Source organism: Mesorhizobium sp. ES1-3 (assembly GCF_020164795.1).
In the GTDB taxonomy this organism is placed as follows: domain Bacteria; phylum Pseudomonadota; class Alphaproteobacteria; order Rhizobiales; family Rhizobiaceae; genus Mesorhizobium.
On the sequence record NZ_JAIUGW010000004.1, the window covers coordinates 75802 to 91803 of the forward strand.

Annotated in this window: 16 protein-coding genes and 1 tRNA gene; 11 read left to right on the forward strand and 6 right to left on the reverse strand. The window is 63.2% G+C overall.

Features of this window, described 5'->3' with window-relative positions; translation table 11 throughout:
• The first annotated feature begins 43 nt into the window (after nt 1–43).
• Together LB536_RS07620 and LB536_RS07625 are read left to right on the forward strand one after the other, a co-directional pair.
• On the forward strand, nt 44–745 hold the full coding sequence (locus LB536_RS07620; protein ID WP_224590753.1) for a Crp/Fnr family transcriptional regulator: 702 nt from the start codon (nt 44–46) through the stop codon (nt 743–745).
• 84 nt (nt 746–829) lie between these two features.
• Nucleotides 830–1075, forward strand: coding sequence for a hypothetical protein (locus LB536_RS07625; protein WP_140812106.1), 246 nt, complete (start codon nt 830–832; stop codon nt 1073–1075).
• A 403-nt stretch (nt 1076–1478) separates the two neighbouring features.
• Here LB536_RS07625 and LB536_RS07630 read toward each other — a convergent pair.
• Both LB536_RS07630 and LB536_RS07635 read right to left on the reverse strand, forming a co-directional pair.
• Nucleotides 1479–1554 (reverse strand) — tRNA-Ala (locus LB536_RS07630).
• Nucleotides 1555–1726: 172 nt separating this feature from the next.
• Entirely contained in the window at nt 1727–2116 is a 390-nt protein-coding gene (locus tag LB536_RS07635; RefSeq protein WP_140762759.1) for a TIGR02300 family protein, read from the reverse strand.
• A gap of 206 nt (nt 2117–2322) precedes the next feature.
• Between LB536_RS07635 and aroA the strand changes: the two genes are divergently transcribed.
• The 4 genes from aroA to rpsA all read left to right on the forward strand — a co-directional run bounded on the left by aroA (nt 2323) and on the right by rpsA (nt 6740).
• Nucleotides 2323–3681, forward strand: a complete 1359-nt coding sequence (gene aroA / locus LB536_RS07640; protein WP_140812040.1) for a 3-phosphoshikimate 1-carboxyvinyltransferase — start codon at nt 2323–2325, stop codon at nt 3679–3681.
• An 86-nt stretch (nt 3682–3767) separates the two neighbouring features.
• Nucleotides 3768–4121: a hypothetical protein gene (locus LB536_RS07645; RefSeq protein WP_224590755.1), complete on the forward strand. Its 354-nt coding sequence runs from the start codon at nt 3768–3770 to the stop codon at nt 4119–4121.
• Nucleotides 4122–4186: 65 nt separating this feature from the next.
• Entirely contained in the window at nt 4187–4837 is a 651-nt protein-coding gene (gene cmk, locus LB536_RS07650) for a (d)CMP kinase (protein ID WP_224591253.1), read from the forward strand.
• A gap of 205 nt (nt 4838–5042) precedes the next feature.
• Complete coding sequence (rpsA, locus tag LB536_RS07655) at nt 5043–6740, forward strand: 30S ribosomal protein S1 (protein ID WP_140762771.1); 1698 nt, start codon at nt 5043–5045, stop codon at nt 6738–6740.
• 76 nt (nt 6741–6816) lie between these two features.
• Here the strand turns inward: rpsA and LB536_RS07660 are convergent, their stop codons facing one another.
• From LB536_RS07660 to LB536_RS07675, 4 genes are all read right to left on the reverse strand, one after another.
• The gene (locus LB536_RS07660; protein ID WP_140762773.1) at nt 6817–7524 is read right to left on the reverse strand and encodes an SDR family NAD(P)-dependent oxidoreductase; all 708 of its coding nucleotides are present in this window, start codon (nt 7522–7524) and stop codon (nt 6817–6819) included.
• A 237-nt stretch (nt 7525–7761) separates the two neighbouring features.
• Nucleotides 7762–9342 carry a 5-guanidino-2-oxopentanoate decarboxylase gene (locus tag LB536_RS07665; protein ID WP_224590756.1) on the reverse strand — a complete coding sequence of 527 codons (1581 nt, stop codon included), beginning with the start codon at nt 9340–9342 and terminating at the stop codon, nt 7762–7764.
• Between the two features lie 82 nt (nt 9343–9424).
• A complete protein-coding gene (locus LB536_RS07670; RefSeq protein WP_224590759.1) occupies nt 9425–10096 on the reverse strand; it encodes a TetR family transcriptional regulator C-terminal domain-containing protein in 672 nt (223 codons plus the stop codon).
• Nucleotides 10066–10938, reverse strand: a complete 873-nt coding sequence (locus LB536_RS07675; protein WP_224590761.1) for a dimethylarginine dimethylaminohydrolase family protein — start codon at nt 10936–10938, stop codon at nt 10066–10068. Before LB536_RS07675 ends, LB536_RS07670 begins: the two co-directional genes overlap by 31 nt.
• Nucleotides 10939–11151: 213 nt before the next feature.
• Here LB536_RS07675 and LB536_RS07680 point away from each other — a divergent pair, with 213 nt between their 5' ends.
• From LB536_RS07680 to LB536_RS07700, 5 genes are all read left to right on the forward strand, one after another.
• The gene (locus LB536_RS07680; protein WP_318013413.1) at nt 11152–11967 is read left to right on the forward strand and encodes an ABC transporter ATP-binding protein; all 816 of its coding nucleotides are present in this window, start codon (nt 11152–11154) and stop codon (nt 11965–11967) included.
• A 56-nt stretch (nt 11968–12023) separates the two neighbouring features.
• Nucleotides 12024–12821 carry a transporter substrate-binding domain-containing protein gene (locus tag LB536_RS07685; RefSeq protein ID WP_224590763.1) on the forward strand — a complete coding sequence of 266 codons (798 nt, stop codon included), beginning with the start codon at nt 12024–12026 and terminating at the stop codon, nt 12819–12821.
• A gap of 205 nt (nt 12822–13026) precedes the next feature.
• Nucleotides 13027–13692, forward strand: a complete 666-nt coding sequence (locus LB536_RS07690; RefSeq protein WP_224591255.1) for an ABC transporter permease — start codon at nt 13027–13029, stop codon at nt 13690–13692.
• Nucleotides 13692–14501 (forward strand): ABC transporter permease, encoded by an 810-nt coding sequence (locus LB536_RS07695; RefSeq protein WP_140812033.1) that lies wholly within the window; start codon nt 13692–13694, stop codon nt 14499–14501. Before LB536_RS07690 ends, LB536_RS07695 begins: the two co-directional genes overlap by 1 nt.
• A gap of 100 nt (nt 14502–14601) precedes the next feature.
• Entirely contained in the window at nt 14602–15603 is a 1002-nt protein-coding gene (locus tag LB536_RS07700; protein ID WP_224590765.1) for an Ldh family oxidoreductase, read from the forward strand.
• Nucleotides 15604–16002: the final 399 nt, after the last annotated feature.

Here is a 16002-nt window from a genome sequence, read left to right on the forward strand (position 1 = left end):
GACAGTGAGAGGTACGTGCTCTTGCCCGATGGGGAGAAGAGCGATGCCTCAATCCACCTTTCGCAACCATGTTTTGAAAACCCTCACACCTGAGGATTTCGCGCGTTTACGGCCGTCGATGCATCACGTCGAACTGGCCATCAAAGCCCAGCTGGAGATCGCGTATCAGCCGATCGAGCACGTATATTTTCCCGAGACGGGTATCGCATCGGTGGTCGCCGCCATGACCGGAGGGCGGCAAAGCGAAGTCGGCCTGATCGGCTATGACGGCATGACGGGCATTACGGTCGTCCTCGGCCAGGACAGGTCTCCCAATGAAACCTATATCCAGGTCGCCAGCGACGGCTGGTCCCTGCCGGTTGAACCTCTTCGCATCGCGATTGCCGGGAGCCAGACCCTTCGCCCGTCACTGCTTCGCTACGCCCACGAATTCCTGATCCAGTCGTCGCGAACGGCGCTGGTCAATGGCCATTCGAAAATCGAGGAACGGCTGGCCCGCTGGTTGCTCATGGTCAACGATCGCGCTGATGGAGATATCATCTATCTGACGCATGAATTTCTGGCGACCATGCTTGGTTCCCGACGGCCCGGCGTTACCACGGCTCTCCAGATGCTCGAATATCGAGGGCTGGTCCACGCCAGGCGCGGCGAGATCACCATCGTCGACCGCACCGGAATGATAAAACTCACGGACGGTGCCTATGGCGAGGAGGAACAGCGTCACTTCGGCATCGCCTCCGGCTGAATGTCCGGAATCGGACATAGCCTTGAAGGCCTCCACATGTTGGTCGAAAGTAGTATCGGCTTGGATTTCAGGGAGGCATTCTTGATGACCAACACGTTTCACACCATCACGGTGGAAGGAGCGGCCGAAGCCTACGTCCTTTCCAGGGGAAAGGCCCGCTTTCTCTCGATTGCACAAGCAATCCGCGCCATCCGGACACTTATGCCGGCATGCAACGCTACCGACCACGAGTTGGAGGAAATGCTGGCGGCGGCCTGCATCGCTCACATGGTGCCCGTCGCTTTCGACGCGGCCAGGCCGGATGGCTCACCATCGCGGCTCCATTCATAGGCCGGAGATGCCCGCGCTTGCGCATAGGACTGCTCCCGCGGACGTTCGCCAGGCGATTGTCCGCTACCTGATCGACAATGTCGACAGCCCCAGCGTTTCGCTGTCCGAGGTTATCGGCGCCGTGAGAAAGATATTTCCGCTTTGCGAGCTCACGGATTGGGAACTTGGCGACCACATAGCGCGAAGCGCGATCGATGCGGGATTTGCCATCGAATTCGATGCTGACGTTCCGTGACCGTAGCAACGCGGTCGTCCCCCCAATTGTTGATTGAGGATTGCATCCCAGATGCGCAACCGAAGCAATCGACGTCACCGCGAGCCGGAGACGTCACGCCAGATGAGGTACATTTGTAGAGTAAAGCCTTGAAATCAAAGGGGTTCCGTAAAACTCCCGGAGACTGTTTGGTGGAGCCAATCGGAATCGAACCGACGACCTCTTGAATGCCATTCAAGCGCTCTCCCAACTGAGCTATGGCCCCACTCCCGGCAGTCAGCCGGCGCCGTTTCCGGCGAGAGATCGGCGCGGGTTGGAAGACCGCGCCGTTAGTGCAGGCGGCTTCTAACCCCGCCTTTCCCAGATATCAAGCCTTCATCGCCGGCTTTTTCTTCACAGGCCGTGAAAGCCGGCAAACGCTTGCGTTCGAGACCTTGTCAGACCTCGTCGTCGTCGTCGCCGACGCCGATCATGTCGGAAACGTCGTCTTCTTCTTCCTCTTCGTCGGCAAGGAACGTATCGTCCTCGTCGTCGCCGAGATCGACATCATCCTCGTCATCACCGAGATCGGGAAGATCGTCGCTCTTGGTATCGTCTTCCGCCTCTTCGAGCGAGACGACCTCGACGCCCTCTTCGTCCTCGGCGTCCACTTCCTTCTCGGCCACTTCCTCCTCCTCCTCGACGGCGGCGATCTTGCCTTCCTCGAAATAGGAGCGCGGATAGGTCTTGCCCGTATAGGGCGAGACGATCGGGTCTTTGTTCAGGTCGTAGAATTTCCGGCCCGTTTCCGGGTCGATGCGTTTTGTGCCAAGTTCGGTTTTTGCCACGGCAAGCCTCGTCGATAAAAGAGTGGTCCCCTTAACCACAGTTTGCAGCGCTGTCAAAGCGAAAAGCCGGCGTCACAAAACCAAGCACTGAAAGGCCTCGCGCCAAGTGACGAGCATGGGGATGACCATTTCGCCTCGCCGTGATACGAGACCGCCGCAACAAATGAAAAGCGCCGGTCAGCCGGCATTCCGTCCAGGGAAATTCCATGTCTCACGCCGCCGCTGCCAAGCCGGCCACCGCCCGCAAGTCACCAGCCCTTTCCGGCACCGCCCGCGTGCCGGGCGACAAGTCGATCTCGCACCGCTCCTTCATGTTCGGGGGGCTCGCCTCCGGCGAAACCCGCATCACCGGCCTGCTCGAGGGCGAGGACGTGATGCGCACGGGCGCGGCCATGAAGGCGATGGGCGCGCATATAGAGAAGCACGGCGCCGAATGGGTGATCCGCGGCACCGGCAACGGCGCGCTGCTGCAGCCGGAAGGCCCGCTCGACTTCGGCAATGCCGGCACCGGCTCGCGGCTGACCATGGGCCTCGTCGGCACTTACGACATGGAAACGACCTTCATCGGCGATGCTTCGCTGTCCGGCCGGCCGATGGGCCGCGTGCTGGAACCCTTGCGCCAGATGGGCGTGCAGGTGCTGAAGGCCACGCCCGGCGACCGCATGCCGATCACGCTGCATGGCCCGAAGCACGCCGCCCCGATCACCTACCGCGTGCCGATGGCCTCGGCGCAGGTGAAGTCGGCGGTACTGCTGGCCGGCCTCAACACGCCGGGCATCACCACGGTGATCGAGCCTGTCATGACGCGCGACCATACCGAAAAGATGCTGAAAGGCTTTGGCGCCAATCTGTCGGTCGAAACCGACGAACGCGGCGTGCGCCACATCTTCATCGAAGGCCAGGGCAAGCTCACCGGCCAGACCATCGCGGTGCCGGGTGACCCTTCCTCGGCCGGTTTTCCGCTGGTGGCGGCGCTGATCGTGCCGGGCTCGGACATCACGATCGAGAACGTGCTGATGAACCCGACCCGCACCGGCCTGCTTCTCACGCTGCAGGAGATGGGCGGCCAGATCGACGTCTTGAATCCGCGCAATGCCGGCGGCGAGGATGTCGCCGACCTACGCGTGCGTTACTCCGAGCTGAAAGGCGTCACCGTGCCGCCGGAGCGGGCGCCGTCGATGATCGACGAGTATCCGGTGCTGGCCGTTGCCGCGAGCTTCGCCGAGGGCGAGACGCTGATGCAAGGGCTGGAAGAGCTGCGGGTGAAGGAATCCGACCGGCTGTCGGCGGTGGCCAACGGGCTGAAGCTCAACGGCGTCGACTGCACCGAGGGCGAAGCTTCGCTCGCCGTGCGCGGCAAACCCGGCGGCAAGGGCCTGGGAGGCCATCCCAACGGCCTGGATACGACCGTGCAGACGCATCTCGACCACCGCATCGCCATGAGTTTTCTGGTGATGGGACTGGCGACGGAAAAGCCGGTGACGATCGACGACCAGGCGATGATCGCGACGAGCTTTCCGGAGTTCATGGGATTGATGAAGGGGCTCGGCGCGGAGATTTCCTAAACTCACAGTGCCGTCAAATTTGGCTATCAACTCAATCGTTCTTTAAGGGTTGGCCCTTCAAGCTCAAACGAGTATTGGAGATAGCCATGACTATTCTGGTCTCGATGATAATAGCCGGTGCGGTCTTGACGATTGCGAAGGCGATGTCCGTTGCCAAGGCTATGAAAGATCGAAATTATTCATGGGTGCGCCTTGGTTTGACCTCTGCCCTATGGATCGGACTGACCATACCAAGCATGGCTTCTTCGTGCGGAGCCATTGGTTGTTCATATGGCCTGCATTTCGGCTGGATACTTGAGCCAGTCCGAGCCTATCTTGACTCAAGCGCCTTATTGCTGGTGATGGGTGGCTACGTGATCCTCAGCGTGTATTTTTTCGGGCATATACTGGGCTTGGTATTTTCTGTTTTTAGAACAAATTCGCAGCCTGCTCAGCACTAGCGCTGACTCGTTCGAACCGCTGGTGGCATATTGCATTGACGACGGTTCTCGGCTTGTTGTCGTTCATGACCCAGTTCTTCACCATCGCCATCGACGGACCCGCCGGTGCCGGCAAGGGGACGCTGGCCCGGCGCCTTGCCGACCATTACCGGCTGAACCTGCTCGACACCGGCCTCACCTATCGCGCCGTCGCCCACGCATTGTTGCGGCTTGGCTTGCCGCTCGACAACGTCTCGGCGGCCGAGACCGCGGCGCGCCAAGTCGACCTGGCAAAGCTCGACCGTACCGTGCTGTCGGCGCATGCGGTCGGCGAAGCGGCTTCGAAGGTCGCGGTTTTCCCGACCGTGCGGCGCATCCTGGTCGAAAAGCAGCGCGACTTCGCCAGGACGCCGCCGGGCGCGGTGCTTGACGGCCGCGACATCGGCACCGTCGTGTGCCCCGACGCCGACATCAAATTCTATGTGACGGCCAGCCCCGAGGTGCGGGCACAACGCCGGCTGGCCGAAATCGAAAGCATCGGCGGCACCGCCGATTTCGCCGAAATCCTTGCCGACATCCAACGCCGCGACGAGCGCGACATGGGCCGGGCGGATTCGCCGTTGAAGCCGGCCGCCGACGCGCACTTGCTTGATACCAGCGAAATGGCTATAGAAGCCGCGTTTCTCGCGGCCATGTCTGTCATCGACGACGTGCTGGCCAAGAGAAACAAGGCCTGATCCGGGTTTTCATGCTGCTTCCGATTGCCGGAGGCGACGAAAATACCCATATCGGGCACGAACCAGCCTGCCAGCATTCTTCATGCGCCGGAATTGCCGCTTAAAGGCGGCCCAGGGCTTTTTAGCCCGGAACGCCGGCAGGCCAACGCAACGCTAACCCACGGCGCCCGTCCCGCTCGAAACGCGGGGCACTCCAGGAGAAACAATGTCAGCTGCAAATCCCACTCGCGATGATTTCGCGAGCCTGCTCGAAGAATCATTCACCACCGGCCACTCCGGCGAAGGTCAGGTCGTCAAGGGCACGATCACCGCGATCGAAAAGGACATGGCCATCATCGACGTCGGTCTCAAGGTCGAAGGCCGCGTGCCGCTGAAGGAATTCGGCGTCAAGGGCAAGGACACCACCCTCAAGGTCGGTGACACCGTCGAAGTCTATGTCGAGCGCATCGAGAACGCGCTTGGCGAAGCGATGCTTTCGCGTGAGAAGGCCCGCCGCGAAGAGAGCTGGGTCCGTCTCGAAGAGAAGTTCACCAAGGGTGAGCGCGTCGAAGGCGTCATCTTCAACCAGGTCAAGGGCGGCTTCACCGTCGACCTCGACGGCGCCGTGGCCTTCCTGCCGCGCAGCCAGGTCGATATCCGCCCGATCCGCGACGTTTCCCCGCTGATGCACAACCCGCAGCCCTTCGAGATCCTCAAGATGGATCGCCGCCGCGGCAACATCGTGGTGTCGCGCCGCACCGTGCTCGAGGAGAGCCGCGCCGAACAGCGTTCGGAAATTGTGCAGAACCTCGAAGAAGGCCAGGTTGTCGAAGGCGTCGTCAAGAACATCACCGACTACGGTGCGTTCGTCGACCTCGGCGGCATCGATGGCCTGCTGCATGTCACCGACATGGCATGGCGCCGCGTCAACCATCCGACCGAAATCCTCAACATCGGTCAGACGGTCAAGGTGCAGATCATCCGCATCAACCAGGAAACCCACCGCATCTCGCTCGGCATGAAGCAGCTCGAGAGCGATCCGTGGTCCGAGATCGGCACCAAGTTCCCGATCGGCAAGAAGATCAAGGGCACCGTCACCAACATCACCGACTACGGCGCGTTCGTCGAGCTGGAGCCGGGCATCGAGGGTCTCATCCACGTTTCGGAAATGTCGTGGACGAAGAAGAACGTGCATCCCGGCAAGATCCTGTCGACGACGCAGGAAGTCGACGTGGTGGTGCTCGAGGTCGATCCGGCCAAGCGCCGCATCTCGCTCGGCCTCAAGCAGACGCTGGAAAATCCGTGGCAGGCTTTCGCCATGAGCCATCCGGTCGGCAGCCAGGTCGAGGGCGAGGTCAAGAACAAGACCGAGTTCGGCCTGTTCATCGGCCTCGAAGGCGACGTGGACGGCATGGTGCACCTCTCCGACCTCGACTGGACCCGTCCGGGCGAGCAGGTCATCGAAGAGTACAATCGCGGCGACATGGTCAAGGCGCAGGTGCTCGACGTCGACATCGACAAGGAGCGCATCTCGCTCGGCATCAAGCAGCTGGCCAAGGATACGGTCGGCGAAGCCGCGACGTCAGGCGAACTGCGCAAGAACGCGGTCGTCACCTGCGAAGTCATCGGCGTCAAGGATGGCGGTCTGGAAGTGCGGCTGGTCGACAGCGGCATCGAGACCTTCATCAAGCGCTCCGACCTCAGCCGCGATCGCGACGAGCAGCGCCCCGAGCGCTTCACCGTCGGCCAGAAGGTCGACGCCCGCGTCATCGCCTTCGACAAGAAGACCCGCAAGCTGCAGGTCTCGATCAAGGCGCTGGAAATCGCCGAAGAGAAGGAAGCGGTGGCCCAGTACGGCTCGACCGACTCCGGCGCTTCGCTGGGCGATATCCTGGGTGCCGCGCTGAAGAAGCAGGGCAGCTAAGCCCCTTATATAGCTCAAAAACAAACCCCGCCGGATCGCTCCGGCGGGGTTTTTCTTTGGCGAATGCTCTTGAAGCTCAGGCCCTGCCGTAGAGCGGCACCAGCGTTCCGCTCATTGCCCGGTTGGTGGGCGAGGCGAGATAGGCGATGGCCTCGGCCGCCGCTTCGAGGCTGACCCACTTGGTGAAATCGGCATCCGGCATATCGGCGCGGTTGGCCGGCGTGTCGAGCGTCGAGGGGGCCACGGCATTGACCAGGATGCCGTTGGCCTTGAGCTCTTCCGCCATTGCCACCGTCATGGCCGCCACCGCCGCCTTGCTGGCGGTGTAGGCGACCATCCCGGCGCCGCGCCTGGGGTCGAGCCCGGCGCGCGCGGTGACATTGACGATGCGGCCGGCAGAGCCCGACGCCAGCATCGAGCGGATAGCCGCGCGGCTGCACAGGAAGGCGGTGCGGGCGTTGGTATCCATCATCTCGGCAAAGGACGCCGATTCGATCTTTTCCACCGGCGCCATGGCAAAGCCGCCCGCCAGATGGATCGATCCCCACAAGGCAGGAACCAGAGAATAGAAGGCTTCGACCTTGGCGGAGTCCGACAGGTCGACATTGTGCGCCAGTTTGACATTATCGTGCGTGGTGAAGGGAAAGTGTGAAGGTGCGGCGGCGTGCGCGTTCGGCACATGGCAGATCGCGCCCTGCTCCAGCAGTCTGCCGACCACCGCCCCACCGAGCGCGCCGGTTCCACCGGTCACCACGATATGCCTGCCTTCAAGTGTTTCCGTCATCCTGGACCGCTCCTGTCATTTTTATGACTTTTGTCGTTGATTTGCCGCGCCGACGCGAAGCGTCGCGCCTTTCAGTCGATCACTCAACCGATATCTCGACATGGCAGCCGTCACGTCTTTGCATGCGTCAGGACGCCGTCGAATAGCGAAGCCGCCCGGAAGCGGCTCATGTCTTGCAAAAACCAAGCCGGCGAATGGTCCGCTTCCGGACGAAGGACCAAGGCTGACCTGGATGGTTCAAACGACCGTGATTTCGATGACACGCGGCAGCCCTGTTGCCCGGGCGTGCTTCAGCGCCTGTGGCAGGGCGCCGATGTCGGCCAGCCTTTCGGCGCCAATGCCATAGGCTTCGGCCAGCTTGCAGAAATCCGGCGGCGCCGGCGACACACCGACAGGTTCCACGCCGACATCGAGCATCGAGGTCTCGATCTCGCGATAGCCCCTGTTGTTCCAGACGACGAAGATGACGGGCGCTTCGGAATCCAGCGCTACGGCCATCTCCGGCAAGGTGAACTGGAAACCGCCGTCGCCGGTCAGGCAGACAACCGGTGCGTCGGGCATGGCGAGCGCCGCGCCGATCGCCGCCGGAGGGCCATAGCCCAGGGCGCCGAAGCCGGTCGCGGCATTGAACCAGCCGCCAGGCCGGTCGTGGTCGTAATAGAGGTTGGCGGCGTAAATCGGCTGGGTCGAGTCGCCGACGATGATGGCCCCGGGCAAGGCATCGCGGATCATTTCCACGGCATGCACCTGCGCCGCATAGGCCGGGCTCAACTCGGCAAAGGCGGCCTTTCGCCCCGCCGCGGCGCGGCCATGGCCGTCTTCTCCGGCGCTGTGGGCAGGATCGATCGCCGCAAGCAGGGCCTCGATCGCCTCGGCGCAATCGGCCTGGATGGCGACCGTCACCGGACGCCGCGCAAGCTGGTCGGCGCCGATGTCGATACGGATCAGGTTCGACGGCAGCACGAAGCCGCCGTCGCCATAGCCGTCATAGTCGGTCGGGCCGAATTCGGTGCCGGCGGCGATCACCAGATTGGCCTCGGCCATCAGCGCGCGAACCGCCTTCAGGCTCGGGCTTGCCGGCACGCAGAGCGGATGGCGGTGCAGCAAACCGCGCGCATTGGTCGTCTCGACGACCGGAGCGCCCAACCTTTCGGCGAGGCGCCGCAGCGGGGCTTCCGCCTTCCTGGCGCCGCCGCCGGCAAGGATCAACGGACGGCGCGCTACCTTGATTAGCTTTGCCGCCTCGGCAATTGCCCTGGCTTCCGGAGCAGGCGGGGCGGCATTGCTCAGCGCAGCCGCAAGACCGTCGGCGGGCTTCACCATGACGTCGGTCGGAATTTCGATGTGCACCGGTCCTGGACGCGCGGACGAAAACAACGCGAAGGCTCGGGCGAGCGCGCCCGGCAGTTCTGCAGCCTCGGTGATGCGCTCCGACAACAGCGCCACCTTCTCCATCATGCCGCGCTGATCGGGCAATTCATGCAGGAAGCCGAGCCCCTTGCCGAGCGTGTCGGTGGCATTGACGCCGGAGATCACCAGCATCGGCACTGAATCGGCGCGTGCCTGGCCCATGGCGGTGATGGTGTTGGTCAGCCCCGGCCCGGTGATGACGAAGGCGACGCCCGGCCTGCCGCTGGCGCGGGCATAGCCATCGGCCATGAAGCCGGCGCCCTGTTCGTGGCGCGGCGTGACATGGCGGATCTTCGACCTCGCCAGGCCGCGATAGAGCTCGACCGTGTGGACGCCGGGGATGCCGAAGACGGTGTCGACGCCATGGGCCTCGAGTAGCGAAATCAACGCTTCGCCGATGGTGGTCATTGGTTTTCTCCCCTCTGTCTCTTTGTTGCTTACGCAATTCCCAAGGGAAAGCGCAACGCGCTATTCCCGGGAAAACCGCTTCTCATTTTTCCTGGAATTGCTCCAGCGGCGCGAGGCCGAGCTCGGCCTCGACAGCCTTGATGCCAATCGCCGCCAGTTCGCCGGGCGAGAACATCTCGCCGGCCAGGCAGCCTTCGATCCAGAGCCCGTCGATGATCGCATTGATCGCGATGGCATGGTGGCGCAGCTCGTTTGCGTCCGGCTTGTGCTGCTCGGCGGCGAGCACTTCGGCCACAACCGCTTCCACCTCGTTTCGAAAGCCAAGGTAGCCTTCGCGGTGGGCACGGGCCAGGGCAGGATCCGCACTGGCGCGGCCGATGAAGGTTGCCCAGAGCGAAAAAACCCGCGCGTCGATGATCGGCGCGTTGAGATTGGCGGTGACGAAGGCCGCGAGGCGTTGGCGCGGCGAGGCATCATCCATGACCAATGCCGCCTTCGCCTGCTCGGTCATGCGGCCGACTAGCGCCGTATAGGCTTCCTGCAGCAATTCTTCCTTGCCCGGGAAATAGTGCCGGATCAGCCCGGCGGTGACGCCGGCACGCAATGCTATGGTGCGCAGGCTAGCGCCTTGCAGGCCATGTTCCGCCACGCTGTCCAGAGTCGCTTCGATCAGATCCTGCCGCCGCCGCTCCTCGCCCTCGCGACGGAACTTACGGCGCGCATTCATTGGCGCAGGATCGGTCGCGTCAGACATGTCGGCCCGCCTTCGCAGGCGATGCAGAGCGCATCCGCCTCGAAGATTTCGACCGTGCAGCCGGCGGCTTCCATCGCCGCCTTGGTCCTGGGAAAGCCCGCGACGGCAATGACGTTGAGCGGGCTGGTCGGCAACACGTTCAGGCTGAGGCCGTTGGAAGCGGCGAATTCTTCGGCGTCGCCTTCGACCAGCCGGATGCCGCGTGCCTTCAGTGTCTGATAGAACGGCGCCGGTAAAAGCGGCGAATAGACCAGCGCCAGGTCGTCGGCCAGCGGGCTGATCACAGACATCAGATGCAGGCACGCCTCTTCGCCCTGCCACAGCGGCAGATCAAAGCCGTAGACGGAGATGCCCAGCGGCGTCAGCAGATTGGAGACCTGCTGGATGCCGTCCTGGTTGGAGCGGACACCGCGCCCGATCGCCAGCGTGCGGGCATCCACCCATACACAGTCACCACCTTCGACCTGGCCGGGAGCCTCGACGCGGCCAAGGATCGGAATGCCCAGTCTTCTGTAGGTTTCCTCATGCAGCGAAGGCTCGCTGGCGCGCAACGGCTTACCCATGGACAGGATCAGCGCGCCGCGGTCGGTCATCAGCGAGGGGTCGTGCGTGAACACCGAATCCGAAAGTCCGTCGGCCTTGTCCTCGATCCATTCGATCTCGGCGCCGGAAGCGGCAACCAGTTCAGCAAGGACCGCGTGCTGCGAGGCTGCTTTCGCCGGGTTGAATCCCGAGCCATAGTGCCAGGCGGCCCGGTCGGCGTCACGCATGGCGTTGGCCGCCGACCGCATCAGCACGCGCCGCAGCGGCGCCGCCATGGACTGTGATCCGAAAGCGCTCATCGATGCCCTTTTTAAGCTGAAAAAAATCCAGAAAATTTCATGAGAGGTTATTTATACACTTGCACAACAAGCCCGCAAGTGCCGTAATGAGCGGGATTGACGGGCTCGCTCTGTTGGGTCCATGCTTGAAGTCTGGAGCGGGGCGGTACAGCGTATGTTGATTAGCCGGATAGACGTTCGACGACCTGCCGACGGCCATATGGGGGTCATTTGGTGAGCGCTGTGGCAGCTGCCAAGGTCCCATCCGGCGAGGCGCGGGACGGCGCCGCAGAAGCCATCCATGTCGAGAACCTGCACAAGAAATTCGGTCAACTGCATGTGTTGAAGGGCGTGTCGCTGTCGGCGCGCGACGGCGAGGTCATCGCCATCATCGGCGGCTCAGGCTCGGGCAAATCGACGCTGCTGCGCTGCATCAACTGTCTGGAAAACCCGACCAGCGGCATCATCCGGGTCAATGGCGAGGAGATCAAGCTCAAGGCGGACAGCCATGGCCACACCATCCCGGCCGACCGCAGGCAGATCGAACGCATCCGCTCCAAGCTCGGCATGGTGTTCCAGAACTTCAATCTGTGGAGCCACATGACGCTGATCGAAAACGTCATCGAGGTTCCCGTGCATGTGCTGGGCGTCAAGCGCGACCAGGCTATCGCCCAGGCCGAAAAGCTGCTGGCGCGCGTCGGGCTTGCCGAGAAACGCGATGTCTATCCGGCCTATCTCTCCGGTGGCCAGCAGCAGCGCGCCGCGATCGCTCGCGCCTTGGCCATCAATCCACGCGTCATGCTGTTCGACGAACCGACCTCGGCCCTCGATCCCGAACTGGTCGGCGAAGTGCTGAAGGTGATCGGCGATCTGGCACGCGAAGGCCGCACCATGGTGCTGGTCACCCACGAAATGAAATTCGCCCGCGAGGTCGCGACCCACGTCGTCTACCTCTACAACGGGCTGGTCGAGGAGGAAGGCCCGCCGGAGGAGATCTTCGGCGCGCCCAAATCCGAAAGGCTCAAGCAGTTCATCCGCAACATCGGCTAGGGAACGGCCGGGACGGAAGAAAAACGGGAACCAACAACAAACTGGGAGTTCTGAAAATGAAGACTGTTCTGAAGACATTCGCCGCGGCGCTGCTGCTCGGCGTCGCCGCCATGGGCGTGGCCAAGGCCGATCCGGTCAAGATCGGTGTCGCCGCCGAACCCTACGCGCCGTTCACCTCGCCAGATGCTTCGGGCAAATGGGTCGGCTGGGAGATCGACTTCATCGACGCCGTGTGCGCCGAGGAAAAGCTCGACTGCGTCATCACCCCTGTCGCCTGGGACGGCATCATCCCGGCGCTGACGACCAAGAAGATCGACCTTATCGTCTCGTCGATGTCGATCACCAACGAACGCAAGAAGACCATCGACTTCTCCGACAAGTACTACAACACGCCGACCGCGATCATCGGCCCGAAGGACCAGAAGTTCGGCGCCACGCCTGACGATCTCAAGGGCAAGGTGCTCGGCGTCCAGGTATCGACCGTGCATGCCGTCTACGCCAAGAAGCATTTTGGCAGCACAGCTTCCGAAATCAAGGAATACCAGACGCAGGACGAAGCCAACAACGACCTCGCCGCCGGCCGTCTCGACGCGGTGCAGGCCGATTCCATCGCGCTCAAGGAGTTCCTCAAGACCGACCAGGGCAAGGCCTGCTGCGATCTCAAGGGCATGGTGGCCCCTGACGACGAAGTGCTCGGACCGGGCGTCGGCGCCGGCGTGCGCAAGGAAGACACCGATCTGAAAGAGAAGATCAACGCCGGCATCAAGGCGATCCGCGCCAACGGCAAATATGACGAAATCTCGAAGAAATACTTCGATTTCGACATTTACGGCGGCGCCCCGCAGTCGAACTGACGACCCTCGCATGGGCTGGAGGACGGGGCGCTGACGCCCCCGTCCTCCAGCCAGCCTGTCCACGCACGCTTGCCGCCGGCCGCTTGTGCCGGCGGATCGAGCCCGCAATCCGGGGGCGACGCTGATCGAATCCTTTCTCCCGGCCTCCGCGGCCGGCATCGTCGAACTTCTCTCGCCGGCGCCCGTCGGCTGGGGCGGGACGCTTTTGCTCGGGCTCTTGCATTCGCTCGAGATCGCCGTCGGCGCCACCATAGTCGGTTTGCTGATTGGAACCTGGGGTGCCTATGGCAAGCTTTACGGCGGGCCCGTGGTACGCGACCTCTTCGCGGTCTACACCACGGTGGTGCGCGCCGTGCCGGAACTGGTGCTGATCCTGCTGCTCTACTATGCCGGCACCGACCTGATAAACCAGGTGCTGGCCGCGATGGGTTACCAGCGTGTCGACATAAGCGGCCTGGTGGCAGGCATTGCCGTGCTCGGCTTCGTCCAGGGCGCCTATTCGACGGAAGTCATCCGCGGCGCGATCCTCGCCATTCCGCAGGGCCAGATCGAAGCCGCCCGCGCCTTCGGCATGTCTCCCGGCCTTCTGTTGCGGCGTATCACTCTGCCGGCGATGCTGCCTTTCGCCATTCCGGGTCTCGCCAATCTGTGGCTGATCGCCACCAAGGACACCGCGCTGCTGGCCGTCGTCGGCTTCTTCGAACTGACGCTGGCGACACGACAGGCGGCAGGCGTCACCAAGGCCTATCTGGTTTTCTTCCTCGCCGCCGGCGTGCTCTATCTCTGCGTGACGCTGGTTTCGAACTTCCTGCTTGGCCGAGCCGAGAAATGGGCGCGGCGCGGCATGCCTTCCATCAAGGAGGTACGCTGATGACCAGCGAAACAGCCGTCATCGACACGGCGGCGCGCGCTTCGCTCTGGCTGCAGCCGCATCGCATCGTGCTGATCCTAATCGCGCTGGGGCTGGTGGCGTCGGCCGCCTACTTCATGCGCTGGGACTGGCTGCCGCAATATTGGGAAATGGGCCTGATGGGCATCTGGCGTGCCCTGTGGATCCTGGCCGTCACCTGCGCGCTCGGCTTCACGATCGCCGTGCCGGTCGGGCTGGCGCAGGCGGCCGGCTCGATCTGGGTCGCGGCGCCGGCGAAAGTCTTCTGCACCATCATCCGCGGTACGCCGCTGCTGCTGCAGCTATGGCTGCTCTATTACGGGCTGGGTTCGCTGTTCCCGCAATATCCGTGGATTCGCGAATCGTGGATGTGGCCCTATCTCAGGCAGGCGTGGCCATACGGCGTACTGGCGCTGACCTTGTCCTTCGCCGGTTACGAGGGCGAAGTGATGCGCGGCGCCTTCGCCGGCGTGCCCAAGGGGCAGTTGGAAGCCGCCCGCGCCTTCGGCATGAGCCGCTGGAAGATCTTCCGCCGCATCTGGCTGCCGCAGGCCTTCTACCGGGCGCTGCCGACACTGACCGGCGAAACCGTACTGCAGCTGAAATCGACGCCGCTGGTGGCGACCATCAGCGTCATCGACATCTTCGCCGTCTCGTCCAAGGTGCGGCAGGACACCTACCTCACCTACGAGCCCTTGCTGCTCCTGGCGTTGATCTATATGGCGATCACCGGCATTCTGGTCTTCGCCTTCAGCCGGATCGAGGCGCGGATCCCGGTCAAGATCGGGTAAGTTCAGTGAGTAGTGAGTAGCGAGTGGTGACCGGCTGGCCAGCCCTTTCACTACTCGCTACTCACTGCTCACTAACGACCACACACTGAAGGCATGCACAATGCAACTCACTCTCGACCAGGCAACAGGACTGTGCCGGATGGCGGCACTTGGCGCCGGCGCCAATGAGGAAGCAGCGCAATCGCTCACCGCCTCGATCATCGCGGCCGAGGCAGAAGGACTTGCCGCCGTCGGGCTGTCGCATTTCATCGATTACCTCGAAGCGCTCGAGGCCGGGCGCATCGACGGCAATGCCGATCCGGTGATTACGCGGCCGGCGCTGGCCATCTATCTCTCGGACGCGCGCCGTGGGCTGGCGCATACCGGCTTCGACCGCACCATCGACGACCTAGCCAAGGCGGCGAGACTGTTCGGCGTCGCCATCTTCTCGCAGAAGAACGCCTATACGTGCGGGGCGCTCGGCTACTTCACCGGCCGGCTGGCCGCGCAGGGGCTGGTGTCCTTCGCCGCCACCAACGGTCCGGCCGTCCTGGCCGGTTCGGGCTCAGTCAAGCCGGTCTATTGCACCAATCCGATGTCGTTCGCCGCGCCCGCCGCCGACGGCGCGCCGCTGATCATCGACCAGTCGTCGAGCGCGACCGCCTTCGTCAACATCCGCAAGGCGGCGGAAGACGGCAAGAAAATCCCCGAAGGCTGGGCGCTGGACGCGAGCGGCAATTCGACCACCGATCCGGCGGCGGCCATGAAGGGCGCCATGCTTGCCTTTGGCGGCCAGCGCGGCGCCAACATCGCGCTGATGGTCGAAGTGCTGGCGGCCGGCCTGTCGGGCGCCAACTGGTCGCTCGACGCGCCGTGGTTCAGTGGCGGCCCGGACAGTCCGGGAACCGGCCTGTTCGTGCTCGCGGTCGAGCCCAAGCTGCTCGATCCGGATTTCGAGCAGCGCATGAAAGACCAGCTCGACCGGCTGCGCCGGCGCTATGGCGTGCATGTGCCCGGCCGCGCCCGGGCCGAAGCGGTCGAGAAGGCGCAGGCGCGCGGCATCACCGCGCCCAAGGCGGTGATCCAGCGCATCTCCGAATTCGCCGAGCGCTATTCGGCCTGAAGGGCTGGAAGATTGACGAAATTTTCCGCGCGTCGGTGAACCTTCCCGCGCGTCCCGACGACCAATGGCTGTCCGGGTCGGGTTTGCCCGGTCGGTGTCTTCTGTCGGATGCGTTCAGGGCTGGGGCGGGCGTACTTGCTTCACGCCACGCTGATACCGTCTCAGGTCAGGCCGCCTCGTCGGACCCTGGTTTCGACACGAGCTTCACCCGGGAAACCCCGCTTCGGCGGGGTTTTCTGCGTTTGTCATTCATGACGCCAAACAATGATGAAAGCGCCATGCGCTTCTCGCGAAAAAACCGCTTCACACTTTTCCTGGAATTGCTCAAAAAACAAGGATGAGGCGACGACGCGTCACCCTTTGCCTTTGGCGCAAAACGGACTATGAAACGGCTCAGCC